Annotated in this window: 22 protein-coding genes; 8 read left to right on the forward strand and 14 right to left on the reverse strand. The window is 35.4% G+C overall.

The features are described 5' to 3' along the window. Positions 1–58: 58 nt before the first annotated feature. From AC1RNE_RS09175 to AC1RNE_RS09195, 5 genes are all read right to left on the reverse strand, one after another. A complete protein-coding gene (locus AC1RNE_RS09175; RefSeq protein ID WP_492800692.1) occupies positions 59–1048 on the reverse strand; it encodes an alpha/beta hydrolase in 990 nt (329 codons plus the stop codon). 80 nt (positions 1049–1128) lie between these two features. Further along, on the reverse strand, positions 1129–1926 hold the full coding sequence (locus tag AC1RNE_RS09180) for an alpha/beta hydrolase (RefSeq protein WP_492800693.1): 798 nt from the start codon (positions 1924–1926) through the stop codon (positions 1129–1131). Positions 1927–1955: 29 nt separating this feature from the next. Continuing rightward, positions 1956–2450, reverse strand: coding sequence for a DinB family protein (locus AC1RNE_RS09185; RefSeq protein ID WP_492800694.1), 495 nt, complete (start codon positions 2448–2450; stop codon positions 1956–1958). 141 nt (positions 2451–2591) lie between these two features. Then, positions 2592–3176: a Crp/Fnr family transcriptional regulator gene (locus tag AC1RNE_RS09190; RefSeq protein ID WP_492800695.1), complete on the reverse strand. Its 585-nt coding sequence runs from the start codon at positions 3174–3176 to the stop codon at positions 2592–2594. Positions 3177–3351: 175 nt separating this feature from the next. After that, entirely contained in the window at positions 3352–4626 is a 1275-nt protein-coding gene (locus AC1RNE_RS09195) for a ComEC/Rec2 family competence protein (protein ID WP_492800696.1), read from the reverse strand. Positions 4627–4906: 280 nt separating this feature from the next. Here AC1RNE_RS09195 and AC1RNE_RS09200 point away from each other — a divergent pair, with 280 nt between their 5' ends. Next, a complete protein-coding gene (locus tag AC1RNE_RS09200) occupies positions 4907–5782 on the forward strand; it encodes a pirin family protein (RefSeq protein WP_492800697.1) in 876 nt (291 codons plus the stop codon). Further along, entirely contained in the window at positions 5779–6084 is a 306-nt protein-coding gene (locus tag AC1RNE_RS09205; protein WP_492800698.1) for a response regulator receiver protein, read from the forward strand. The genes AC1RNE_RS09200 and AC1RNE_RS09205 overlap by 4 nt, the downstream gene beginning before the upstream one ends. Positions 6085–6135: 51 nt before the next feature. Here AC1RNE_RS09205 and AC1RNE_RS09210 read toward each other — a convergent pair whose 3' ends face one another. After that, entirely contained in the window at positions 6136–6663 is a 528-nt protein-coding gene (locus AC1RNE_RS09210) for a C40 family peptidase (protein ID WP_492800699.1), read from the reverse strand. Positions 6664–7022: 359 nt separating this feature from the next. Here AC1RNE_RS09210 and AC1RNE_RS09215 point away from each other — a divergent pair, with 359 nt between their 5' ends. Further along, positions 7023–7385: a DUF4180 domain-containing protein gene (locus AC1RNE_RS09215; protein ID WP_492800700.1), complete on the forward strand. Its 363-nt coding sequence runs from the start codon at positions 7023–7025 to the stop codon at positions 7383–7385. 66 nt (positions 7386–7451) lie between these two features. Beyond that, entirely contained in the window at positions 7452–7820 is a 369-nt protein-coding gene (locus tag AC1RNE_RS09220; RefSeq protein WP_492800701.1) for a hypothetical protein, read from the forward strand. A gap of 276 nt (positions 7821–8096) precedes the next feature. Here AC1RNE_RS09220 and AC1RNE_RS09225 read toward each other — a convergent pair whose 3' ends face one another. Further along, positions 8097–9026, reverse strand: a complete 930-nt coding sequence (locus AC1RNE_RS09225) for a sugar phosphate isomerase/epimerase family protein (protein WP_492800702.1) — start codon at positions 9024–9026, stop codon at positions 8097–8099. Positions 9027–9165: 139 nt separating this feature from the next. Beyond that, complete coding sequence (locus AC1RNE_RS09230; RefSeq protein ID WP_492800703.1) at positions 9166–9960, reverse strand: carboxylesterase family protein; 795 nt, start codon at positions 9958–9960, stop codon at positions 9166–9168. 134 nt (positions 9961–10094) lie between these two features. On the opposite strand from AC1RNE_RS09230, the gene AC1RNE_RS09235 reads away from it, so the two are divergent. Next, positions 10095–10817: an NUDIX hydrolase gene (locus tag AC1RNE_RS09235; protein ID WP_309915566.1), complete on the forward strand. Its 723-nt coding sequence runs from the start codon at positions 10095–10097 to the stop codon at positions 10815–10817. 139 nt (positions 10818–10956) lie between these two features. Here the strand turns inward: AC1RNE_RS09235 and AC1RNE_RS09240 are convergent, their stop codons facing one another. Together AC1RNE_RS09240 and AC1RNE_RS09245 are read right to left on the reverse strand one after the other, a co-directional pair. Then, the gene (locus AC1RNE_RS09240; RefSeq protein ID WP_492800704.1) at positions 10957–11526 is read right to left on the reverse strand and encodes a YceI family protein; all 570 of its coding nucleotides are present in this window, start codon (positions 11524–11526) and stop codon (positions 10957–10959) included. A gap of 52 nt (positions 11527–11578) precedes the next feature. Then, complete coding sequence (locus AC1RNE_RS09245) at positions 11579–14110, reverse strand: TonB-dependent receptor (RefSeq protein WP_492800705.1); 2532 nt, start codon at positions 14108–14110, stop codon at positions 11579–11581. Between the two features lie 309 nt (positions 14111–14419). Between AC1RNE_RS09245 and AC1RNE_RS09250 the strand changes: the two genes are divergently transcribed. Both AC1RNE_RS09250 and AC1RNE_RS09255 read left to right on the forward strand, forming a co-directional pair. Then, the gene (locus AC1RNE_RS09250; RefSeq protein ID WP_492800706.1) at positions 14420–15451 is read left to right on the forward strand and encodes a sensor histidine kinase; all 1032 of its coding nucleotides are present in this window, start codon (positions 14420–14422) and stop codon (positions 15449–15451) included. A gap of 102 nt (positions 15452–15553) precedes the next feature. After that, complete coding sequence (locus tag AC1RNE_RS09255; protein ID WP_492800707.1) at positions 15554–16291, forward strand: LytR/AlgR family response regulator transcription factor; 738 nt, start codon at positions 15554–15556, stop codon at positions 16289–16291. Between the two features lie 152 nt (positions 16292–16443). Here AC1RNE_RS09255 and AC1RNE_RS09260 read toward each other — a convergent pair whose 3' ends face one another. Next, entirely contained in the window at positions 16444–17835 is a 1392-nt protein-coding gene (locus AC1RNE_RS09260; protein WP_492800708.1) for a GH1 family beta-glucosidase, read from the reverse strand. A gap of 363 nt (positions 17836–18198) precedes the next feature. Between AC1RNE_RS09260 and AC1RNE_RS09265 the strand changes: the two genes are divergently transcribed. Next, positions 18199–18597 (forward strand): T9SS type A sorting domain-containing protein, encoded by a 399-nt coding sequence (locus AC1RNE_RS09265; protein ID WP_492800710.1) that lies wholly within the window; start codon positions 18199–18201, stop codon positions 18595–18597. Between the two features lie 69 nt (positions 18598–18666). On the opposite strand, the gene AC1RNE_RS09270 is transcribed toward AC1RNE_RS09265, so the two are convergent. The 3 genes from AC1RNE_RS09270 to AC1RNE_RS09280 form a co-directional block, all read right to left on the reverse strand. Beyond that, a complete protein-coding gene (locus AC1RNE_RS09270) occupies positions 18667–19242 on the reverse strand; it encodes an HD domain-containing protein (RefSeq protein WP_492800711.1) in 576 nt (191 codons plus the stop codon). 15 nt (positions 19243–19257) lie between these two features. Then, positions 19258–20727 carry a SusD/RagB family nutrient-binding outer membrane lipoprotein gene (locus AC1RNE_RS09275; RefSeq protein ID WP_492800712.1) on the reverse strand — a complete coding sequence of 490 codons (1470 nt, stop codon included), beginning with the start codon at positions 20725–20727 and terminating at the stop codon, positions 19258–19260. Positions 20728–20801: 74 nt separating this feature from the next. After that, entirely contained in the window at positions 20802–24095 is a 3294-nt protein-coding gene (locus AC1RNE_RS09280) for a SusC/RagA family TonB-linked outer membrane protein (RefSeq protein WP_492800713.1), read from the reverse strand. Between the last annotated feature and the right edge of the window lie 150 nt (positions 24096–24245).

Below are 24245 nucleotides of genomic sequence, written 5' to 3' on the forward strand. Positions count from 1 at the left end.
CCTAGCGAGGTACTTAAGTACCTCGCTAGGGATAAAAAATTTCAACTTATCGGCTTTATTATTTCAAAGCATATTTAATTTCATTCGCTGCTTGGCGTAACGCTACTTGTACAGCAGGAACATCGCTTAAAGGATTTAATAAACCATAATCGTGAATCATTCCTTGCATCCTAATAAGGGTAACATCTACGCCTGCTTCATCCATTTTTCTGGCATAGTCTTCCCCTTCGTCACGCAACACATCGTTCTCTGCTGTTTGTACATAAGCAGGTGCTACGCCTTTTAAATCTCCTAAAGTTGCTTTTAGGGGTGAAGCATATATATTGTCTCTTTCTTCTGTAGAGATATAATTATCCCAAAACCATATCATCATGTTTTTTGTCAGGAATCTGTCTTCGCCATATTGATGATAAGATTCCGTTTCAAAATTGGCATCTGTCACTGGCCATAACAACACTTGTAGCTTTAACTCAAGTTCTTTTTTATTTTTTGCCATAAGTGCTACTACAGCAGCCAAGTTTCCTCCTGCACTATTCCCCACTACGGCTAGTTTTGAACCGTCAATATTAATTTCATCGCCATGTTCTGCTACCCATTTAGTGGCAGCATAAGCTTCATTAATCGCTACAGGAAATTTCACTTCTGGAGAACGACTGTATTCCACAAAAACTGCTACAACACCTGAATAAATAACTAAATCTCTTACAAACCGCTGATGCGTAGCAAAATCACCCAATACCCAGCCTCCGCCATGAAAGAACATAAAGGCAGGTAATGTTTCCTCTACGTCTGTTGGTCGAACAATATAAAGTTTTATCGAAAGTCCATCTTGTTCTATTGTTTTCTCTGATACATCAATACCTGATATGTCTACCTCTACTGATTTTTGTGCACCTTCTAATACCTTACGGGCTTCTTCAGGTGATAATTCTTCCATGGGTGTACCACCGCTACTATTCAAAGTGTTTAAAAAATCTTTCGTTTGAGATTGAATTGCTGGATCCTCTGCGGGGTCTATGCTATTATTAAGTGTTGCATTAGTTTTCATGATTTCAATGTTTATATGTGTTGAGAATGATCAAGAGCCCTAGATTGACTCATTGAACATTCCTCGTAAAAAAATTATACCTAGCTGTTTTTTTGCAACCAATCATAGATATACGTTGCATTTTCTTTCCAAGTAGGTAGCCCTACCACAAAGTGATTACGTCCTTCAAATTCTTTATAGTCGGTTACAGAGCCATTATCTTTTGCATATCTCTTATAATTACGCATATTGAGGTGGGCAGGAATAATATTATCCTTGCTTCCAGCTACAATCAATAGTGGTGGATGGGGTTTATCAAAGTCAACTTTGGCGGCACTCGTTAATCCTCCACGCGCCACTGTTTTTGACTCAGGGATGGTATTTTCATCATAGGCTTTTTGCTGTTCTTCCAAAGGCATATCGTTTACAAAAGCATACTGCCAATCTTTAAATGACATTAGATAGGTTTTCTTCAAAGAAGTAAATAATCCTAATGACTTCCAGCCAGCTTTCAAAAACGAGAATTCATAAGGGAAAACGCCTAGCGGAGGCACTGGATGAAGCACGGCTCCTGCAACAACTAAGTCACGGTTAACTAATATTTGTGTGATAAGCCCTCCTAGTGAATGTCCAATGGCTATTGGTTTTTCAGGAAGACTCTTAGCAATATTAGCGTAATGGTCTACTAATTCATCAAGTGTCAATGCTGCAAGGTCGGTATCATTAGGTTGTCTATCTCTCAATTCTTTTGCCGTACCATTTTTATAAGGCCAAGCTGGGGCAAGGGTGTTATAGCCTTTGCTTTCAAAATATTCTTGCCATTCTTTCCAGCCTAAATTGGTTACGAATGCACCAGTTACGAATAAAATTGTTTGGGGATTTGATGTTTGCGTTTTCATGGTTGTTTTGATTTAAAAATGAATGTTAGTTAGTTTTTCAAATAAATAAGTTGTCCTAAATGATAGCTTAAATGGTTGGTTCTGTTGATTAGAATATTGAGTTTGTTGCGTTGTGGTTCTTTATTAAAATCTTCGTCTGTCATTGCTAGGTGTCTGGTAAACCATTCATTCACGGGCATGTCCTTAAAATGTTGACTCAGCACTTCATTTACTTTTTGAAGATTCTCTTTCAATGTAGCGATAGATGGGAAAGTCAAACCAGCTTTATCGGCATTATCAATAAATATATGTTGGAGATGTGGATACAATTTATCCTGTAGTCCTAGCAATGGTAGAATGCCATCGCTCACTGCTATTAAATGACCAAGGATGTAGGTACCTGTATTTCTTCCCGAGGATGTTTCTGATAGAAGCTCTTCGTCAGAAAGTCCGTTCAAGAGCGTCACTAATCTTCTATTTTGTAAGTCCCAGTTGGCAATTACCATACTGACAAATAGTGTTTGTTGTGTTGAGTCATTTTCCATCTTTATTGCTTTAATCTTCTGTAACTGTGTCGTTTAATTACATTACAAAGTTGCAACATTTGATAAGGCAAAGCCAATGACATAAAATAAGAAATGGTCTTGACAAATGTCAAGACCATTGGGTGTAATTACGATAAATGTCTATTTAGAAAGGGCATTCTTACGGATTCTGCTAAGGGTTTCGGCAGAGATGCCCAGATACGATGCAATCATATTTTGGGGGAAACGTTGAAAAAAAACTGGATGAGTTTTTAATAAGTCGAGAAAACGTTCTTCAGCAGTATAGCTAATCACTGAATGAATCCTTTTCTGAGAAGCAATTTGCCCTCGTTTGTCTAGTTCTTGTGTCATTTTTTTATACATGGGCGACACCTCCATGAGGTATAAAAAATCTTCTCTTTTTATCTGTAATAGCTCTACCTCTTCAAAGGCCTCTATATTATATAGCGAGGGCGTTTCCATTTCAAAGCTTTCTCTATCCATCATCCACCAATTCTCGATTCCAAAGCGAATAATACGCTGGTTACCTTTATCATCTGTGGAATACTGACACATTGCTCCTTTAATAATAAAGGATAAATGTTTACATACGTCTCCTTCTTGCAGTAAGTATTGTTTCTTTCTGTATTTCCTTGGGGTGAAAACTGCTTTAATCATTGCATATTCATCATCAGAAAGGTCGGTAGCAATTAGTTTATTAATATATTGACGGAGTATATCGTACATGATGTGTTAAAAGTATAATGGCTTGTTGAGGTATAATAAAACGAGTAGTTAATTTACTCCTTTTTCTGTACACTTCAAACTTATGTTATATTTCTAAAAACAATATGTATGATATACTCAATTGACTCTGAGTATATTACAAAAAACCTTTACTTGTACCCATCTCTCACATACATTATTGGCATTGAAATGGACCGAAAGCTTTTTTGATGTTGAGTTTATTATCTATTGTTTCTGCAATTAAAACATAGAACGTTTCTCCTCCAGGCAAAACCCTTATAATGGTATGTCCAAACATACTTTTAAAACCATCGGTAAACCAAAAACCTATTGCTGCTTTTGTGGCTTCTTGGATATTAGTCGCAAAAAGATTCTTTTTTCCTTTATAAATATGGTCTGAGATAAGCCTATGGACAACTTCTTCTCCGGGGTGATTGCTACTCCAAGTTTGTTCTACGACTACTTGGGGTTGTAGATTTCTAAGAAAGTTTTCGTTGGTAGCATCTCTGCACCCATGATGATCCAACGTGGTTACTTCTACTTTACCAACAGCTTTTGAGATAGGCGTTTCTACATCAAACCATGTTGGTAAACCATATCCTTGCAAACCTGTATTATCTCCTCCCGTAAAATAATCAAACTTACCATAAGATAGCTTGATGGCAAGGCTTAAAGGGTTTTCGTTAAATCTTTTTTTGGCATCTAAAACACTATCTGCTGTAAAGAACTCAAAAGTTTCGTTCCCATTACCTGTCCAAATAGTGCCATTGGCTTTTACTCCCCGAACCTTAAAACTTGGATACTTTGATGGATTGTTTTTTAAAACTATTTGATCAATTGCTCCTACTTTCAATTGTTCGCCGACGAGTCCATTAGTTTGTTTTTGGTACTCAATGAATTTTTGTAGATTCAAGAAAATACTTGGTTCATTTTTGTAAGCTACTTTTAAATCTGTCGGGAAATTATTGTAGGGATAATTCCTATCAATCAACTTTTTGATAGGTACTAAATCACCCACTTCGGTAATACCCGATAGTTTATAAGCACCATTAGTAGCCGTTTTAGTGCCAGCGTTAATAATGCCCATGTGGTCGTCGTGATAATGAGTAATCAGCGCATAATCAATAACAGGTTTATTAGGCAATATTTGTTGAATATAATCTGCAATCCATTGTCCCGCAGTTTTAGTATTATTAGGATAAGGAAGTGTATACGTAAAGGGCCAACTATTTCTACGAAAAGCTACTTCGCCAATATCTCCAGCATCAACCATCATGGTGGTTCCGTCAGGCAAAACAAAGAATGTCGAAACACCACTTCCAGTAACAATATGATGAATATCTAAATAGCCTTGATGCCATTGAATATTGGTAGTATCTGGATTTATTTGTGCTTGAAGCGTAGTAACGGACGCACAAAATATCAAAAACAAGAATATGTAACTTTTCATCGATTTAGTATTAGGTTGTTTGAGTTGAATGGTTTGTATAAAGAAAGTAATCATTTATAAAGAAGAGAGTAGCTAATTTACTCTTCAATTTGAGAAAGACTTCAACATAAGAGTAAATTATATCTTTTTCTTTCATATCGCTAAATGATAAAATTATGATAGCGTTAATTTTGTAGGCACTTGTACATAAAAAAGCACAATCATTGAATATCTTGTCCTAGTTCAATGTTTCGGAAATATTGGCACAGTAATTTTGACTCAAGAAAAAACAAACACGACGATGGACAGAAAGACTTTCATACAAAAAGGGATTACAGGAACTGGTATTTTTGCGGCAACTGCGGCTTTGGGTAATGTAATCAAAAACGATATAGATGAATTACAAGAATTGGATATTATCGGTTTTAATCATATTCCTAATACTCCTTCAAAAATACTAGAAAACTCTGTTTTACATAAAGCTGATTCTCGTGGACATGCTAACCATGGCTGGTTAGATAGCAATCATACTTTTAGTTTTGCTAATTATTATAACCCAGAACGTATGCACTTTGGCGTGTTGAGGGTTTTGAACGACGACCGTGTGGATGCTGGTAAAGGCTTTGGCAGACATCCGCATGATAATATGGAAATTATCTCTATTCCGCTTGAAGGGAACTTGGAACATAAAGATAGCATGGGGAATGTGGCGGTAATTAAGCAAGGAGATATTCAAGTAATGAGTGCAGGAACAGGCATTTATCATTCTGAATACAATCAAAGTCAAGATAGTTTGGTAAAATTCTTGCAGATATGGGTTTTCCCTAATAAAAAGAACGTTACGCCACGTTATGACCAAATTACGTTAGATACCAAAGACAGGCATAATAATTTACAACAAATATTATCACCTAATCCAGAAGATGCAGGCGTTTGGATTCACCAAGATGCTTGGTTTCATTTAGGAACATTTGATAAAGATTTTGAAAAAACGTATCAAATCAAGAAAAAAGGAAACGGGGTATATGCGTTTGTATTGAAAGGAAGTTTTGATATTGAAGGGTTTGAGGTCGCAAACAGAGATGGCTTTGGTGTTTGGAATGTAGATAGTTTACAAATAAAAGCGATTAGTCAAGACGCAGAAATATTGTTAATGGAAGTACCGATGTCGATATGAAAAAATTTGAAATTTTAGTAATCGGAAGAAATGTTGAAATCCATGAAGTAGTACTGCGATTAATCAACAAAAATGAAGCATGGTTGGCTACAGGAGCATTAACTGATGAAGAAGTATTTGCAATATGCGAGGCAAAAAACTTTGATATGGTATTATTAGGAAGTGGAATAGAAGAAGAATCGGAAGAAAAACTAAGAGAATATTTCCTAAATATTAATCCACATCTACCCATTGTACAACATTACGGAGGTGGAAGCGGATTGTTATATTGCGAAATTCAGCAGGTTTTTGAAAAGATTTAGTTAAGAAATGAGCGCAGTATTAGAACAAAGTCTATTCACTATCGCCAATTACTAGTTCTTAACATTTTTAATTTCTGGAGTGTGCAAAACACGCTTGATGCCCATAAATCTTTTCTGATAATAAGCGGCATCTAAATAATCGTAGCGAACACCACCGTTCCAAGCTGAGTGAATAAACTTAATATATTTGTCGGTTACTTCGGTAACAATTCCGACGTGACCGACTCTTTTCCCCTTCGCATTATGTCCTTTGAAGAAAATCAAATCACTGGGTTGAGCATCCAATCTTGATACTGAATATCCCAATAGACTTTGAGCAGCGCTACCATGCGGTAAAATCATCCCAAAATTCTGGAAACAATAGCGGACAAATCCTGAGCAATCAAAACCTTTTTTAGAAGTTCCACCCGAGCGATATCTTAAATGAAGATGGTCGTTAGCGAAATCGAGGAGATTATTTACAGTACCTAGCGTGGTATGTGAAGCTTTATTTTGAGTGGAATCTTTTGGTAAAAATTGCCCAAAGATAGTATATTGTAACCCTATACAAAGTATCGTAAATAAGACTTTTTTCAGCATAATCGTGTGGTTATATCTTAAAATCGCGTGGTTATATTTAATAATACTGTAACTAAATTAACAATAAAATTTTAAAAACAAAAATTATCTTCTTTATTAAATCCTATTTCTATAACGTCATTAAGTGTTTTTACGTATAAATTTCTTTAAAATTTACTGTTTTCTTACTTCTAAAGAGCAATTATCAACATATTAATGATAACATTTACTAAAAACAGATAGCCTGTTTTTAGTAAACCATTTATGAATGTTTTATTGGAAAACTCTTCGTTATGGCTTAATTTTCGGTAATTTTTTTTGTTTTAAGCTTCCTACAAAAAACAAATGCAAAGCAATATTAAGCTATTTAAATAACAAAAATGGAAATAAAAACACATGAAGTAAATACCATCAAGATAGCGGAGGCAACGGCAGATTATATTTTTATTAATCATGCACAAGATGGATTAGACTTGTTAGGAAATCTATATTATCAAGGCTTTGACAACATCATCATTCATCAGAAAAACATCACTCCAGATTTTTTTGATTTAAAAACGGGCATTGCTGGTGAAATACTTCAAAAGTTTTCAACTTATCGTGTTTCTTTGGCTATCGTTGGAGATTTTAGCCACTACACTAGTAAAAGCATCAAAGACTTTATTTTTGAAAGTAATAAAACAGGACGTATTAACTTTGTTAATGATGTTGCTGAGGCTTTAAGTTGTCTTGGGAAGGGATGATATAGCAACAATTCTAAGAGAACATACTATCACCCAAGATTAGAAATTCCGACAAAATCATTAAATATGAAAAGTCCATTCATTATAAAATTATTCATAATTATAGGTCTAGTTTTTAGTAGTAATCAAATATTTTGCATTCAGCAAAATGAAAAGTCAGATAGGCAAAATTTAATAGGCTTCTGGTTTCAGCCTCATTCAGCCTTTTTAAATATTAAATTTTACCCAAATGGAAGATTTAAGTTTAATGATTATAATCTAAAATTAGATAAAGAGGAATTGTTAAAAGGGAAGTACTATTTAAAGGGACGTTCTCTTGTGTTGGTATATGACGATAGACCAAAGCAATCTTTTAATTTTATTAAAGGTATTGGAGCCGATAACAATTTCTATATAAAGAAAAAGGGGTATTATTTCGTAAAGCAAGTTTTGTGATGTAGACTGCCCTCACTTGAAGTGGCGTTTTTCACTATGTCAATGTGTCTGACATTCTTAGAACGCGACGCCTATTCCGCAATGGCTAGTGGTATATGAGTACACAACTTGGAAATAATTATAAAATGCGGTGCATTTTTGCAATGTAACATTGCTGTACACTCTGACGTAGTTAGCAACACTACGCCAAGAGAGCGTCTTTGAGGATTATCCCAAACATAAAAAAACCACGTCAGCTTATCCCGACGTGGTTTATAACTTCCCTGAAAATTTATACTAACTAATTATTTTCTTTAAATTACCAAAGCTTGTACCAAGGTTATTGATAGGTGATGGAGCACCGTCTTGTTCTACAAAAAGGTGTTTTACACCCGCTTTGTCTGCTGCGGCAAAAATGGCTTTGAAATCCACAATCCCTGTACCTACTTCAACAGGTAATAATGTTTCTTTGTTTAAATCTTTTACGTGAAATAATGGAAAACGTCCTGGGTGTTTAGCAAACAGTGATGGGATGTTTACCCCAGCTTTGGTTGCCCAAGCCAGATCCAATTCAAATTTCAATAAGTCTGCACTAATTTGCGACGTGAATATATCGAATGGTAATTGTCCATCTACTTTTTCAAATTCAGCAGTATGATTATGATATACAAAAGTCAATCCTGCTTTTTTACAAGCCTCTCCTGCCTTTTGAAGTATCTCTAACGACGATTTTATGTCTTCTGAAGTCTTCACAGGAATACTAGCACATACTAAATACTTTGCTCCGCCTTCTGCTACTTCATCTACTACCTGCTGTGTATCGTTCATCAACGATTTCATCGGAGGCATCTTATTTAGCATTTCAGCATTAGGATTTACAGCAGCTCCTGGCTTAGGTGCTGGCATTCTGAAAGGCGCACCCATAATATGGTGTGCTTGCCATGTCATTCCTAAATCGCTCACTACTTTCGCAAATTCTTTGGGTTTCATTCCATAATATCCACCCTTCATGCTAAAGGCTGATTCTATTTCTTTGTAGCCAATATCTGCAATCTGCTTTAATGTACCTGTTACATCCTTATCAATTATCGACATCGTGGTAAACAACTGCACACCAAAATTCTTAGGCGTAATTTTATGTCCGAACGCATCGGCCAAATTTGGCAAAAGCATTCCTCCAAGGGCTAAAGCTCCTGTATTTTTCAGAAAGTCTCTTCTATTTTGCATAGTCGTTGTTGTAGGTAATGTAACAGATTTTTAAATGCGTTTATTAATTTATTTATAAAAATGATATTGGATAATAAAGAGTATTTACAGAAGCAAAATTGACATCGCCTGCCATAATAAGGCAGGCCTTAGTCGGAGTTTATAGTTGTACTTTTTTTCTTTTATGAGCAAACAACCAATGTAATAAGTCGGGTTCTTGAAATACATTATCCCAACTATTATGCTTTACGTTTGGGTACTCAGTATATTTTACATCAACCTTAAGTTGTTTTAATTTTTCAACCATTTTACGAGAGTTATTCACATCTACTACTTGGTCAGCATCGCCATGAAAAACCCAGAAAGAAGTTCTTTTTACAGATTTGTCGTATTTTTCTACATCGCCTCCTCCGCATATTGGAATGGCTGCTGCAAAAACTTTTGGATAACGATATACTGTTTCAAAAGTCCCCATGCCACCCATCGAGAGACCAATAATGTATAACCGAGATTTATCCACACTTTCGTCTTGACAAACCTGTTTTACAATATCCATAAAGCAAAGCATTGGAGTAGTGGGCTGATTATGATAATCAAAGCCAAGCGTAATGGGCGAAGTACTTCTGTCTACTTTTACTGAAGCCCAATAACTATCAGTAGGACATTGAGGAGCAATGACAATACATGGAAATTTTTCCCTATTTTCATCTTTTAAAAACAATGTAGCTCCGTGTGTCAGTTGTTTTTCATTATCATTGCCACGCTCGCCAGCACCATGAAGAAAGAGTATCAATGGATACTTTTTACTTTTATCGTAGTCTTTAGGATATAATATGCGATAGGGCAATTTAAAGCCATCTGAACGGACATATTCTCTCTTCTCATACTTGTCGAGGTCCTGAGCAAAAACACCCGTATAACAAAGTAGTAGGAAAAAGCCTAAAAACTTTTTCATATTTATTTTTTAAGATTAAATAGTATTAAATTTATTGTATCATTGCGGTACAATAATACTTGAACCTTTTTATGTTACCAAATTTTTCTTTACATTTATCTAAAATTCGCTTAAACATCTCAAATATTTGAATTATGAGTACTAAAACTCGTGGATACGACTACCTTCCAGGCATTTCTATTGATTGTGTTATCTTCGGATTTCATGACAATCAATTAAAAATATTATTATTAAATTTCAAGAATACAGATTGGCTAGCAGTACCGGGTGGATTTATCAAAGAAAGCGAGAATTTAGAAGAAGCAGCGCAAAGAATTTTAGAAGAACGTACGGGCCTAACCAATATTTATCTGGAGCAATTTTATGTTTTTGGGGATAGAGATAGGCGTGATAATGAGATGTTAAAGTCTTTGATGAAAGCTGTTGATGGAGTAGAGCTTAGCCCAGACCATTATTTAATGACTCGCTTTTTATCAATAGGTTATTATGCTCTGATAGATTTCACAAAGGCAAACCCAACACCTGATTATACTTCTGATTCATGCCAATGGTATGACATAGATACGATTCCTACTTTGATTTACGACCATTCGGCGATGGTAAAAAAAGCATTAGAAACCCTTCGTTTCTTTTTAGATGAAAAACTAATTGGTTTTAATTTATTACCAGAAGTGTTTACAATGAACGACTTGCAAAATATGTACGAAACAATTTTAGATAAAAAACTACTTCGTACAAACTTCCAACGCAAAATGTTGAGTTTAGGAATTTTAGAGCGATTGGATAAAAAAATGACTGGTGCTGCCAACAAAGCCCCTTATTTGTATCGATTTGTAGGAAAAGAAAGTAATGTTTGATTCAAAAACCTTTATAAAGAGAACAGGCTTGCCGTAAAACAGCAAGCCTTTCTTTTTTTCAATCAAAAACACAATTTTACATGTGTTTCAAACTGATTATGTCGATGAAGAGATAATCATTGATTAAATCTTGATATTCTTATTCTTTACCGAATTCTCCTACGGCTCTGATTTCAATGTCTTCACTTACTACTGCCCCTGGCATTCCTCCCACACCAAAGTCAGTACGTTTGATAGTTCCTGTTAATTTAAACCCAGCAATTGGCTTTTGAGTTCTCATGTTTTTACCAACACCATTCAATGTTAAATCAAACGTTACTGGTTTTGTAACACCTTTCAAAGTAAGGTCGCCAACCAATTTATATTTTTTAGCATCTACTTTAGTGATAGAAGTACTTTTGAAGCTAATTTTTGGAAATTTCTCAGCATCAAACATATCTGCTTTCTTCAAATGCCCATCTCTCATTTCATTATCAGTATCAACGCTGCTTACATCTGCTGAAAATTCAAACACTGCATCTGTAAAATCTTCTTTTGATGAAGTGATGGTTGCATCAAAAGTTTTGAAGTTACCGTCAACTTCTGAAAGCATTAAGTGGGTAACAGTAAAGCCTACTTTAGAGTGAGCTTTGTCTACATTCCACTTTTGTGCAAATGATGATGATACTGAAACAACTAGTGTTGTAATTAAGATTGCGATTTTTTTCATTGTATTAGATTAATTAGATAAGATTAAATGTTTGATTTTACAAATTTCATACTTAATTATTAGATTCACCACCTTTTACATCATCATTTTTTACAGATTTTGATTTTTTCTGTTCAACGAATTTCATATTTCCAATCTTATAAGAGAATGTCAATTTTATGTTTTGGTTATAAATATTATTAACACTTTTCTGATTAAACTGAGCAGTATTCAAGGTTGAGGTCATCGTCATACCACCAAAGAAATTTTCTGCAGCTAACCCAATACTTCCTCTTTTATTATTAATGTCTTTTTTAACACCTAACGAATACATTCCCATTCCATTTTGTGAACCTTGTAATTGTACTTGGTTTCCACGGTAACCCCCAAATGCTTGAACGCCCCATCCATTATTTAATTGTAATTGCGATGTAATTCTTCCACCAATTGTTAAGCCTGTATTGCTAATGGTTGAAAAACCACCTGTTGCATTCGCTACCTGACCATCTAAATAATTGTAATAAATATCAATTCCTCCGTTCAATGACCATTTCGGTGTAATAAAGGTATTTCCGAAAAGGTTTGCTCCAAGCGTTTGTTGTCTACCGATGTTTTGAAACGTTGTCACGATTGCTCCTGCAAGGGTATCAGATGGTGCGCTGATTCTAACAATTGAATTATTTGTTTGACGACCAAATAACGATAGGTTCAAATACGTTCTGTTGATATTTTTACTCAAGCTCAATTCAACGTTGTTGGTAATTTCTGGTTTTAAGCTCGGATTACCAATCGTAATGTTCTGTGCATTAGAAGCATTGAAGTTAGGGTTCAACTGCTGTAAGCCTGGACGTTGGATACGATTGTTATACGCTAATTTCAAGGTTGCAGTTCCTAAACTCTTAGAGATATTGATACTTGGCACCAAATTTCCATAAGAAGGAATATTGATTGAGTTTACATTCGTTACTGCATCAATCGTTGTGTATTCATAACGTGTTCCTACTTTAAACGTGTACTTATTTTTAGTAGAATAAGTATATGAAACATATCCCGACGAAATAGTTTGTTTATAGTTTAACAAACCTGATGGGTTTCTAGCATCTGTACTGAAACCTCCTGTACTACCTGCATATAGATACTGATAGTCGCTATCAACTTGACGAGTAATGCTTTTTAGACCAACTTCAAACATCTGGTTTTGCTTGATTGGCGTTTGATAATCCGTCTGAACAGTAATCTCACGGTTAGTATTTCCGTTGATGTTTTTCTGGCGACTTAATAATTCACTTGCACCATTCAAGATGTTAGCGTCAAAATTATTCGTTAAATTATTCTGACTAAACTGAGTTGAAATAGACCATTCTTGTTGAGGTTTGAATGTTTTGATATAATCAACATTTACGTCAACTGAATTGGATAAGTCTTTACTATCCACATCTCTGTAAGAAGTAGAAGTCAAGTTGTTGTTTGAAAATAACTTTGTAACGTACTCTTGGTTACGATCTAAATTCCTAGTACCAAAAGCTATTGAAGAGCTTATTGATTGTGTTTTTGAAATCTCATAATCAAACCCTAAGTTATATCTTCCAAACAAGCCATTATCTTTCGCATCAGAACTTTGTTGTGTTAGTTGGGTTATACCATCTTTTACACTTGATTGCTCTAATGTGGTTCCTGCCTTATTGTAGAACAATCTACCAAAGCCTCCTAAAGTAATCCCTAATTTACCATGACGATAGCTACCGTTCAATCCTAAGTTAGAAGCACGAAGTCCTACACCTGAATCAAGATTAAGGGTCAATCCTTCAATAGATGATTTTTTTGTGATGATATTAATGATACCAGCAGAACCTTCAGCATCATATTTTGCAGATGGCGAAGTAATCACTTCTACTGTTTTGATTAAATCAGCAGGAATCATCTTCAAGGCATCAGCAATGCTACTTGCCACAATAGTTGACGGTTTGTTGTTTATCAATACTTTAATATTAGTCGTTCCTCTTAAAGAGACATTACCATCTAAATCTACCGAAAGCATCGGCACTTTTTTCAAAATATCTGACGCATCTCCTCCTTTAGCCAGCATATCTTTTTCAGCATTATATACTAGGCGGTCTACTTTTTCTTCAATCATAGCTTTTTCAGCTGTTACTGTTACGCCATCAAGCATTTGAGAAATAGGCGCCAATTTAAGAATGCCCAAATCAATGTCTTTACCTTTTTCAACTTTAATATCATTAATGGTTTTGCTTTCAAAACCGATAAACGAAATCTGCAATTTATAATCGCCCACGGCTACTTTAGTCAATGAAAACTTACCTTTATCATCGGCCATTGTTCCATCAACAGGTTTGTTGGTAGTTTTGCTGATTAAAGAGATATTGGCAAATTCTACTGCACTAGTCGCTGTCGAATCAATGATAAATCCTGAAATCTTTGAATTACCTTTTGGGGTATTTATTTCAAAGCTTGGTGTATTTTGCTGACTCGAACGGTTTCTGCCGTTGCCATCTCCTCCTCCTCCGTTTGGTGGTCCTCCAAATTGGGCTAATGCGATTCCACTCGTTGTGAAAATGATTAGGATAAGGCTTAATAATTTTTTCATTGCTGTAAAATATTTTGATTGTTATGAAAAAGCTTTCTTAGTTCTTTTAAAATTGATGCACAAAACAATAACAATAAAATGAGGTTGAAATCAGCAATAGACAATCAGGCTGAGAAAATCGACAATTGGGGCTGAGATACCATAACGAGGAATTGTCGGGATTTTAGGGCAAACTATCGGATAAAACAGCGTAGTTGTCCAATAGTTTGGTCAATTGAAGTACTTCTAAACAATGTAAAGTATTTATCTAAGTTTTTTTACAGAAATTTGATTTGTACTTTACCAAATTAGTTATTTTTCATTCAAAATATGCAAGCTTATATTCAACGAAACAGAATCTTACTCATTCATCTATCTTTCTGGTGGGTGTATTTTTCTTTTTTTTACTATCAGGTAAGCTTTGGAAAACCTGGGGAAGAAACAGACCTTACTGAGGCCTTAGTTACCACTATACTCCACATAGGTTTTATGGCTACTTTAGCTTATATTAACTACTTTATCTTTTTGCCACGCCTTATTCATAAAAAGAATCTTCTTGCCTACCTGCTAGAATTCCTTCCAGTGTTTGCCATTTTTATCACAATCTATGTATATATAAAAAGATTTCAAATGGCTAATAACGAGCATATTGGATATTTTTACAGTATTAAGTTTATCGTTCAACACTCTGTAGGAACAATATTCATTGTAATTTTTGTGGGAATGTTAAAGTTTGCTGAAGATTGGCTGGAACTGGAAGCAAAAAGGAAAGAAGTAGAAAACGAAAAACTGATGGCTGAGCTTACTTTTTTGAAAGCTCAAATCAATCCACACTTTTTGTTTAATACCCTGAATAATCTCTATTATTTGGCTTTTACCAATTCGCCCAATACTACGGAGGTAATCGCTAAGCTATCGCAAATGATGCGCTACATGATTTATGATTCAAATCATGCGAAGGTATTATTAAGCAAAGAAATAGAATATATAGAGAACTATATTAGTCTTGAGAAGCTACGTTTGAACAACCAAATTCCGATAACTTTTGAGATTGAAGGGAATATCAGTCAAACCCAGATTGTACCCTTGATTTTGATTACTTTCTTAGAGAATGCTTTCAAACATGGCGTGAGCAATAATTCTACGGATGCTTATATCATCGTAAAGTTATCCGTAACAAAGCAAGAATTGATTTATATCGTAGAAAACAGTAAATTAAAGTCTTCAAATCACGAAAAGTCTGGTATCGGGCTAAGAAATGTAAAGAGAAGACTAGATTTAAGCTACACCAACAAATATCAGTTGGTCGTAGAAGATACAGATAGTGATTATAAGGTAAATTTGACGCTACAAATTGATTGAGTGAGTTGTGATTGAGTGAATTAGTGATTATTAATACTTGCTTAATAATAGATTTTTATAATCACCAATCACTAAATTACTCAATCACTAAATAATAAAATCATGCCTCATACTTGTATAATTGTAGAAGATGAACCTTTGGCGCGTAGTTTAATGGAAACTTACGTGAGAAAGGTGCCTTATTTACAATTAGTTCAATCTTTTTCAGATCCATTAAAAGCATTGGATTTCCTCAGAGAGAATACCGTTGATATTTTGTTCTCGGATATTCAGATGCCTGAAATTACGGGGATTACACTATTGAAAATCTTACAGAAAAAGCCTTTGATTATTCTCACAACGGCTTATTCTGAATACGCTATTGAAGGCTATGAATTAGATGTATTAGATTACCTGCTTAAGCCTATCACTTTTGAGCGATTTCTAAAGTCGGTAGAGAAAGCTTCATTGCGGTTGAATACAGCCGTGCAAGCACCAGTAGTGAAAGAAAAAGTGGTGAAAGAAGTAATCATCAATCAGCAAGAAGCCACACAAGCATTTATTTTTGTGAAAGATGGTACAAAGCTCGTAAAAATTCGCTTAGCAGAAATTATGTATATAGAAGGTCTGAAAGACTACGTAACGATTTATACTACCCAACAAAAAGTAGTTGCCTTACAGACTTTAAAAGCGTTAGAAGCACAATTGCCCGAAACACAATTCGTCAGAATCCACAATTCTTATATCGTAGCACTAGAATGGATAGAATCTGTCCATCGAGAAAAAGTGCAAATCGGAAAAGTGTTTTTGCCAATTAGCGATACTTATAGGAAGTCGTTTAAGGAGTTTATTGAAAGGTAATTTAGCTGTGAGCTTTGAGCTATCAGCTGTGAGTTTTTTTGTTTGTTGACGTATAGTGATTCCTACAAATTAAGTTCACCCCCCATCCCTAGCGAGGGACTTAAGTCCCTCGCTAGGGATAATTCTCATTGCTCAAAGCTTACAGCTCATAGCTACCCTAAAAACTCCCTAAACCACTTCCCTGATTTCTTCACAGTTCTTTGTTGTGTTTTAAAATCTATGTGGACTAAACCAAATCTGGGTTTGTATCCTTCTGTCCATTCAAAATTATCGGTGAGTGTCCAAGCTAAATAACCATTTACCTTTACGCCATCTTGTTTAGCTTTCAGGATATGCTGTAAATAGCTTTGGTAGAATGTTACTCGTTCGTTATCATCAATATTTCCGTCGGATAATTCATCCTTAAATGCTGCTCCGTTTTCTGTCACAATTATTTGCTTAATATTTTTGTATTCAGCAAATTGCTTCAAAATATTATACATCCCGTCAGGCGAAATCTCCCACCCCATATCTGTTACGTTATCTATATTACGGGCTTTAGGTTTTACTTCAATTGCTTTTAAGTAAGGTATCCAAAAAGCACCTTTTACGACCAATTTAAAATAGTTTTGCACGCCAATGAAGTCGAAATCGAATTGTAATTTCTCCATATCGCCTGCATGAACATACTTTTTAACCATGTTTTGGAGAAAAGGTAGCTCATGTACAGGATAACCCAATCCCAAAGTTGGTTCTAGGAATAACCTATTCAACAAAGCATCTATACGTTTGGCAGCTTTTATATCGCTCTCAGCATTGGTATAAGGCTCAATGAATGAACATGAAAAGGTAGTGCCAATTACTGCATCAGGTACATTCCTGCGGATAATTCTTCCACCTTCAGCTTGACACATGGCTGCATGGTGTACTGCTGGCAAGAAGTTTCGCATACCCAATCGCCCCGGAGCATGGTAGCCCGTCATGTAACCCAAGCCCGTAAAACCTGCGGGTTCATTCAGTACCATCCAATATTTTACCTTTGATGCAAATTCGCGTGTGACTACCTCACAATAATCCGAAAACCAGTCGATAATATCCCTGTTTGTCCATCCTCCCTTGTCCTCTAAAGATTGTGGTAAATCCCAGTGATACAAAGTAACATAAGGCTCTAGTCCATTTTCAAGGCAACAGTCTATTACCTGATGATAGAACTCTAAACCAGCCTGATTCACTTTGCCAATACCATGAGGCAAAATGCGTGTCCAAGCCATTGAAAAACGGAATGTATTGAAATTGAGCGATTTTGCTAATAAAATATCTTCTTCAAAACGATGATAGAAATCGCAAGCGACTTTTGCGTTCTGATGGTCTTTGATTTTATTCTTTTTATGGGAAAACTTATCCCAGATAGATTCCCCCTTACCATCCTTGTCCCAAGCACCTTCGTTTTGAAAAGAAGCCATCGCTACGCCCCAAGCAAAATCTTTCCCAAAAGCATCTTTTGAAAAAACATTTTCCTGAGCTACCGCAATGGACGACGGACTAATATCTTGATTATCTTGCATTTACACTTAAAATTTTGGGATGCAAAAGTAAGTATAAAATTCGTTAAAGTTATGTTAAATTTTTAGGCTAAGGCTTCATCTAACATATTTTCTATTATTCTATCTCTTAAAATTGTTTTGGAACCTTTATTAACAAACGGAATAGTCAAAACCATTCTTTCTTTGTTTATATTTTATCCTCATCCTATCAAAATTACCGTTTATCAATTCCGCCAACCGACCATTCCTTTTTGTGTTGAAACTATCACACCATCTGCTAATTTTGATTCAATAATCTAACAAAATAACAGTATAATCAATTAATAAACAGGTGTTTAACCTCTATACAATCATAATTTTAACCGTATCTAAACAAATCAGAAAATGAAAACTTTTGCACAAATTATCGCTATCGCCACTTTAACTACTTCTTCTATATTTGCTAATCCTACTATTGGTGAAACAAATGTGAATGCGAACAAAACAACTAATTTCGCTATCGGCATGTACCAAAGCATAGGTACTTTAGATATGCACTTAACACTTGACAAAACAGTAGGCAAAGCCGTTACTGTAACCATTAAAGACAAGGATGGTAAAGTTGTTCACAATGAAAGAATATCCAAAAACGCTCGTACATATCATGGTAAATTCGACCTTCAAGCTTTAAACGACGGTACGTATTCAGTAGAAATTACAGATGGTACTGAAAAGATTACTCGTACTATCAATATTAACTCTGCTCAGCCACAAGAAGCAACACGTACTATTGTAGTTGAATAAGCAACAGAAAAAATGATACAAGAAAAGGCTGTCAGAAATCTGACAGCCTTTTCTTGTATTAATGGAAATCTAATTCAATCGATAACCAATATGTTTCCAAGCCATTTGCTTATATTTTTCTAACGATGGCTTTTCAAAATCTACTTCTTTAGCTTTATCATCCCAATCTCTCATTCTGATGTACAAATCAAAAAGAGGCATTCTTTCAAATATTATTGCTTCCTCTTCTGTCATTACACCTCCTTGATACTCCAATGTTTTCTTGCTGGCTTCTGATAATTTGCTGTAATAGTCAGGATATTTGAAGGTCAAATACCTTTTTGCTTCCACATGATTTCTCACAAGTAATGCTATTCTATTAGAAAAACCATTTTTGTAAAGAAAATTGGCACCCGCTATTTCATGCCTGATATTTCCTAAACCATTCATTTCATTTCTATTAGGTAGAAAATGCCCAATATCATGAAAGAAAGCCGCCAAGATTACTTCTTCGTCATAGCCTTCCTCTTCTGCTAACATGGCAGCTTGAAAGCTATGTTCAAGGATAGTCAATGGCTCGCCAACGTATTCGTCTGCTCCATTGATTTCATAAAGTCCAAAGATAGAATCAAGTCTTTGACGGAGGATAGATTCAGAGATTGTCATTTGCTAATCAGTATTTTATTTAATAATCCACATGGCGGCATTGATATTATCGCTTCCTGCATACTGGCGAGTAACAGCCTCATTTAAATTATCTGCATTTGTAGAACCTTCTGATTGTGGGTATCTGTAACGTAATGGAATTTTTGTACCATTACCAGTACCAACACCAATTAAGAAAGCTGGCACGCCAGTTCTACGCCAGTTGTAATAAGCTTCATAACCTGAATTTTGGAAGAAAGCTATATACTTCTGCGATAAGATTTGTGCTAAACCTGTAGCGTTGTTTCCTGCATATTTTACCGACGTTTGTGCTAAATAAGCTGTAGCATCTGAAATATTATAGAACGACATCGAAGCTTTTACGCCACGCTCGTACCAATCTTGTGCATTTCCGCTTACCCATCCTAAGTTAATTGCCTCAGCAATGTTAAAACACATTTCAGGATAGCTTATCAAGAAAGTGTTTTCGCCTGTATAAGAGCTATAATAACGCTTATGGCTTTGGAAAGAATATTCACCACGACCTGCTTTTGACGACATATCAGCCAAATCTTCACCTGAGCTTGCCCCTACGTATGCTTCAAAATCAGTTGCCTTTAAGCCTTTTGCTATTTGAGCATCAGCAGGTTCCGCTACCTCAAATAAACGTGGGTCATGATTGTTTTTTAATAAGTCGATATAAGTTTTAGCCATATTCTCACGCGTTGCATTATTCCCTAAGTTATCAGGGTTACGTGGATATTTGTTATTTACACCCCATACATATTGTAAAGATTCTGACAAATCAGTCATCAATGGGTACTTTGTAGGATTACCAATAACAGTAGCAAAATCTTGTTTTACTTTCAAATCAGCATCGTCAGCTTTTTTGCTTAGGTGAATCAATACTCTTAATCTAAAAGTATTAACAGCTTTTTGCCATTTTCTTAAGTCGCCAGCATAATAAATATCGCCATCTAAAGATTTATCACCTACCACTATCAAAGCTGCTAAGTCTGAATTAGACTCTTCCAACCATTTTAATACTTGAATAAATACATCTTTCTGAGTATCGTATTTTGGTTTATCTACTTCACTACCTTTCAAGGCATCTTTTACAGGTAAATCACCTACTCTTAACGTCATATTTACATAAGAGTACGCTCTTAAAAATTTACCTAAAGCCGAATATGGGTTTAATGCTTTTGCACCACTTTTAAGAGCTTCTTCTTCTAATTTAACTACGTTTTTCAAGGTAGTAAACTGCAAAGATGCATATTGCCAGTTATACTCGTTAGTATCGTAATAAGCGTAGTTTGAACAGTAAAATTGGTTATTACGCATCGTACCGTTCCAAGCACCTTCGTTCATTCCGTTCAATACACTTCTAAGAATAATAGAAGAAGGGACAGAGGTTGGTAAGTTGGGGTTTTTCTCCAACAATTGGTAATCACTACAGCTTGCTAAAAGCGTGATGATTAGAAATGAGAAAATATATTTTTTCATGAGAATTTTCGATTGTATTATTCTCTTGCTTTTTAGGATAAGTATCAAGCAAGAGAATTGTTCAAGAGGATTATTTAAAACACAATATTGATATTGATACCATAACGCTTCATCGTTGGTGTTTGTAAACCAGAGGTAGCATTCAATCCTGTGAATTGGTCCAAGTCAACACCATCATGCTTACTATCAATGAAGTAGAATAAATTACGACCTACCAACGATACTGATGCTTGTTTGAAGAATGTTTTCTTCAACATCGATTGTGGCAAAGAATATCCTAATGTTACTTCACGTAATTTTGAGAAAGTCTTGCTCATCAAGTTTCCTTCAGCTGTTCCGTTATATCTACTGATATAGTCTTGTGCATAAGTCTTGATCGTATTAGGAGCAAATTTTAACTGACTATAGTTTGTAATCAAACCTGTTTGTGCATCATACGTTGGTGTACCTTCTGTAATCATCACACCTTCACCGATGTAAGTTTTAATGCCTTGTGCATCAAAGTCGCGAGCGATACCATAAGCTCCTTCTGTAGTTTCGATATGACGACCACCACGGAATGTTTGCTTACGAATATAGTCTTCGATGATTCCACCTACACGCCCATCAAATTGGAAAGATAACGACCAGTTTTTGTAGTTCACTTTGTTGTTGATACCCCAAACGTAGTCTGGATTGGCATAACCTACTAAAGCAGCAGCATTATTAACAATAGGACGACCACCCGCATCATTGATAAGTTGTCCGTCAGCTGTTCTTTGGAAAGTCGCCACATATACTTTATCAATTCTATCACCAACATTGATAAATTGTGTCCCAGCATTTCCGCTAACAAAATAGTTAGAAGCTAGTTTATCAATTTTAATATTATTCTCGTTATATACACTTTGCAACGTTTCTTTGAAAGTTGACCAGTTCAACATCACATCCCATGAGAAATTATTTCTTCTCAAAGGCGTTCCTTTTAAAGTAACTTCCCACCCTGTTTTCTTAGTTAAGATACCATTTACGATAGCTGAAGTGTAACCTGTAGTTTGTGATAAATCACGGTTAAAGATTCTTGGACCATCGTTTGAAGTAAAGTAAGTAACATCAGCGGAGAAACGGTTTTTCAATAAGCTTACTTCAACCCCAGCTTCAATTTGCTCTGAAGTATTTGGCTTTAAAGATGGGTTGTTCAACTTATCTGAATAGGTTGCTCCTGGTAGGTTATTATATGCAGGAGAAATGCCATAACCAACTGAATTGGCATAGTTAGGTCCATCATAAGATGATTGATATTCAGTACCATATCCTATTGGATAACTAGCACTTGGGTTTGTACCAATCGTAGAGCGTGTTAAACCGTCTTTTACGTTAGCATAAGATACACGTGCCTTTACGAAAGAGATTACCTCTGGCAATTTTACATAATCAGAAACTACAGTACTTAAACCAAATGATGGATAGAAGAACGAATTATTCCCTTTTGGTAAAGTAGAGAGACGATCCAGACGACCTGTTGTTGATAAAGTTACTAAACCTTTATAAGAGAAGTCAGCAGAGTAATAAGCACTTTGCACTTCCATATCAGATAAATAACTGAATGCTTTTACAGGTCTCAAAGAGTTAGAGAACGTATAAACACCTGGTGTGTTCAAATAATCAGTAGTTACATAACTTGAATTATATTTAAAACTACGGATGTTACCACCAGCCCATACTTTTACATCAAAATCGTTAGCGATTTTTTGATCATATTTAATCAAGAGATCCGTATTGTTTTCAAACAAAGAACGTTTGTCTTCTCTGTAATCTCCTTTTGCTTCTTCACGACCATAAGACGTAGCTGAATATGGGAATTTTTCTGAACGGAAGATATCATACGTAGTGATAGAAGTACGTCCTGTGATACTTAAGTTATTATTGATTTTATAATCTAAAGAAGCATATCCGTAAACATCATTCTTGTAATGACTTCTCAACCATTCGTAAGCCACGAAGTAAGGGTTGTTATAACGCTGATATTCAGCATAGATTTGCTGGCTACCCTCTTTACCTGCTTGCCAGTAATTACGCATATCATCAACGCTCCAGTCTGCACCACCCCAAATAACCATGTTATAAATCAATGAGTTAGGTCCATAGTTTACATCTGGAATATTAGGCGTTGACTGACGGTTGTAATTAAGGTTAGCATCAAACGTTAATTTATCCGAGAATCTGTACTTCGTAGAAATATTGAAGTTAACAGTATTCAACTGTGTATTAGGCACAATACCTTTTTGATAATTATGTGATAATGAAAAACGAATATCCATTTTATCATTACTACTTCCTATCGAAATATTATTGTTAGTCAAAACGCCGTCACGTAAAAAACGTGTAAGGTTATTTGCTCCACGTGCTGTATAAGCAGTAGGAATACGTTTTCCTGTAGCTGGGTCGATAGGTGAATCGTACTGAGCGATTTTTTTCTGACCAGTTGGGTCAAATTTAGGTCCCCAAATATCATAGTCACCATCGTTTGATCCTCCCCCTCTACCATCTACAAATGAATATTGCCCGTGGTCACCGGCACCATATAGGTCTTGCACTCTTGGTATAGTATTGAAACCACTCTCTATCATGGTCGAAGAATTAAACTCGACCGAGAAACCACGTTTATCTTTAGTACCTTTTTTGGTTGTAATCAAAATAGCACCATTTTTTCCTCTGAATCCGTAAAGAGCCGCAGCGTTGGCTCCTTTTAATACTGAATACGTTTCGATATCATCTGCCGAGATATTCCAAGTATCTGAATTGATAGGTACACCATCTACTACATATAAAATATCGGTGTTACCTCTTAACACTAGATTCGGGCGACCTAATAATTCAGCCGATGGGCCAACTGTCAGACCAGCTACTTTTCCTGTTAATGAGTTAATAGAGTTCGGTTCGCGCGCTTTAATTAAGTCTGAACCTTTTACAGTTTGAATAGCATTGGTTAAACTTCTTTTTTCTTTAGAAATCCCTAGTGCCGTTACTACTACCTCTTCAATTTGTTTAGTATCTGCTAAAAGGTTTACATTGATTACCGATTTTGCACCAACTGCTACTTCTTGGTTTGAATAACCAACAAATGTAAATTGCAAAGTAGCTGAAGTAGCCGCAGAAATTTTATAAGTACCATCAGCGTTAGTTGTTGTTCCTTTTCCAGAACCTTTAATTCTTATCGATACTCCTGCAATAGGAGTGCTGTCTGTGGCGTCAGTTACTTTACCCGTAACGATGCGTTCTTGGGCATTGGTAACGAACGACAAGAAAAGAAACATTACCGCTAAGAACATCATGTTCTTCGACAATGCAATATTTCTTTTAAATCCAATTCGTAAAGTGTTTTTCATGTGGATGTGAGTAAGGTTTTTAATTCCTCGCAAAAGTAAAACCTTGCTTTAACCACAACTTTAGGGTAGCATTATCAATCCATGAAGAATAGAGAGCAATCAACACTCATTATCGTGAGTATTGTTAGGAGAATATTAGGGAAAGGTAAA

Source organism: Arcicella sp. GW822-FHT02H01 (genome assembly GCF_058802005.1).

Coding starts and splice junctions, on each gene's coding strand:
- AC1RNE_RS09175 (WP_492800692.1), bottom strand. CDS start 1,048: ATGAAAACTAATGCAACACTTAATAATAGCATAGACCCCGCAGAGGAT.
- AC1RNE_RS09180 (WP_492800693.1), bottom strand. CDS start 1,926: ATGAAAACGCAAACATCAAATCCCCAAACAATTTTATTCGTAACTGGT.
- AC1RNE_RS09185 (WP_492800694.1), bottom strand. CDS start 2,450: ATGGAAAATGACTCAACACAACAAACACTATTTGTCAGTATGGTAATT.
- AC1RNE_RS09190 (WP_492800695.1), bottom strand. CDS start 3,176: ATGTACGATATACTCCGTCAATATATTAATAAACTAATTGCTACCGAC.
- AC1RNE_RS09195 (WP_492800696.1), bottom strand. CDS start 4,626: ATGAAAAGTTACATATTCTTGTTTTTGATATTTTGTGCGTCCGTTACT.
- AC1RNE_RS09200 (WP_492800697.1), top strand. CDS start 4,907: ATGGACAGAAAGACTTTCATACAAAAAGGGATTACAGGAACTGGTATT.
- AC1RNE_RS09205 (WP_492800698.1), top strand. CDS start 5,779: ATGAAAAAATTTGAAATTTTAGTAATCGGAAGAAATGTTGAAATCCAT.
- AC1RNE_RS09210 (WP_492800699.1), bottom strand. CDS start 6,663: ATGCTGAAAAAAGTCTTATTTACGATACTTTGTATAGGGTTACAATAT.
- AC1RNE_RS09215 (WP_492800700.1), top strand. CDS start 7,023: ATGGAAATAAAAACACATGAAGTAAATACCATCAAGATAGCGGAGGCA.
- AC1RNE_RS09220 (WP_492800701.1), top strand. CDS start 7,452: ATGAAAAGTCCATTCATTATAAAATTATTCATAATTATAGGTCTAGTT.
- AC1RNE_RS09225 (WP_492800702.1), bottom strand. CDS start 9,026: ATGCAAAATAGAAGAGACTTTCTGAAAAATACAGGAGCTTTAGCCCTT.
- AC1RNE_RS09230 (WP_492800703.1), bottom strand. CDS start 9,960: ATGAAAAAGTTTTTAGGCTTTTTCCTACTACTTTGTTATACGGGTGTT.
- AC1RNE_RS09235 (WP_309915566.1), top strand. CDS start 10,095: ATGAGTACTAAAACTCGTGGATACGACTACCTTCCAGGCATTTCTATT.
- AC1RNE_RS09240 (WP_492800704.1), bottom strand. CDS start 11,526: ATGAAAAAAATCGCAATCTTAATTACAACACTAGTTGTTTCAGTATCA.
- AC1RNE_RS09245 (WP_492800705.1), bottom strand. CDS start 14,110: ATGAAAAAATTATTAAGCCTTATCCTAATCATTTTCACAACGAGTGGA.
- AC1RNE_RS09250 (WP_492800706.1), top strand. CDS start 14,420: ATGCAAGCTTATATTCAACGAAACAGAATCTTACTCATTCATCTATCT.
- AC1RNE_RS09255 (WP_492800707.1), top strand. CDS start 15,554: ATGCCTCATACTTGTATAATTGTAGAAGATGAACCTTTGGCGCGTAGT.
- AC1RNE_RS09260 (WP_492800708.1), bottom strand. CDS start 17,835: ATGCAAGATAATCAAGATATTAGTCCGTCGTCCATTGCGGTAGCTCAG.
- AC1RNE_RS09265 (WP_492800710.1), top strand. CDS start 18,199: ATGAAAACTTTTGCACAAATTATCGCTATCGCCACTTTAACTACTTCT.
- AC1RNE_RS09270 (WP_492800711.1), bottom strand. CDS start 19,242: ATGACAATCTCTGAATCTATCCTCCGTCAAAGACTTGATTCTATCTTT.
- AC1RNE_RS09275 (WP_492800712.1), bottom strand. CDS start 20,727: ATGAAAAAATATATTTTCTCATTTCTAATCATCACGCTTTTAGCAAGC.
- AC1RNE_RS09280 (WP_492800713.1), bottom strand. CDS start 24,095: ATGAAAAACACTTTACGAATTGGATTTAAAAGAAATATTGCATTGTCG.